Origin of the sequence: Pelagicoccus sp. SDUM812005 (genome assembly GCF_031127875.1) — a bacterium.
Classification (GTDB): Bacteria; Verrucomicrobiota; Verrucomicrobiia; order Opitutales; family Opitutaceae; genus Pelagicoccus.
Genome location: NZ_JARXIA010000066.1, coordinates 1 through 1,033, shown reverse-complemented (window position 1 = coordinate 1,033; position 1,033 = coordinate 1). Strand labels below are relative to the sequence as shown.

Genomic DNA, 1,033 nt, shown 5'->3' with positions numbered 1-1,033 from the left:
CATTAGGATGCTCAACTTCAGCTTCTCATAAGCTACTGGACGATTTGGTGTCTCTCCCCAAATGGAACGACATTCGTGGATTTGCACAAAACGAAGAGGTACAAAAGGGGTCAAACCGTAATGTTTGACTTTTCAATTGAAGAGGTACAAAAGGGGTCAAACCGTAATGTTTGACTTTTCAATTGATAACCCCACCCTACCGCCATGCCAAGAGCCCCACGCATTGAATATTCCGGAGCGATCTACCACGTAATCAATAGAGGTAACTACTGTTCCTGGATTTTCGAAGGCGATGGGGCGAAGTTCGCATCCGAGAAATGCCTCTAGGGGGCTCGCACACGCATCGGTTGGATCCTTCACGGCTAGCTCCATCAGGCACTCGTGCAGGCGCTTCCGGGGCAACCACCTCGGGGCGGGTCCCAGAATGCCCAGGCAAGAGCCGCAAATGCCGGTAGTAGGCCTTGGCGGCGCCAAGGCTCTCGCCGAGGAGACTGAAGTGCTCGGCCAACGCCTTAAGCGACGCGCATTTAAGGTTGTAGCGGACCGGATGGAGGTCTTTTTGGGTGTCGTATACTTTCTCATCCTGGCAGCCTCGCAAGAGGCTGCCAACCCTCCAACTCAAATGATGAAAGCTACTTCAAGTTGCCGCGCAGCGGCTTCGTTCAGAACAAGTCGTGCAGACAACTCCAGCAAACGCTCGCCCCTTTCGCCACAAACCAAGCAAATCAACCAGCCCAGACGTGGTGGCGTTGGCCGAAGCCGTCGTCGTATCACCTTAGCGATGGCCAAATAACGAAGTTTGACAATTCTCGCCATAATTCTACCTTAGAACTATGAATGTGTCACTTACACCAGAACTCGAAAAATGGGTTCAAGACAAAGTCCAGTCGGGGCTTTACGGGTCATCATCCGAGGTAGTTCGCGATGCTCTCCGTGTCCTGCATCAGTTTGAACAGGAACGCGTTAGAAAGCTGTCATCGCTTCAATCCGAGATTCAAATCGGCCTCGAGCAGCTCAAAGCCGGTAGATCGAA

General features: G+C 52.1%; 1 protein-coding gene. It reads left to right on the top strand.

Annotation, left to right across the window (positions count from 1 at the left end; translation table 11 throughout):
- Window positions 1-833 precede the first annotated feature (833 nt).
- Window positions 834-1,033 (top strand): type II toxin-antitoxin system ParD family antitoxin (locus QEH57_RS24705; protein ID WP_309009482.1); only part of this gene is annotated, 200 nt, incomplete at its 3' end.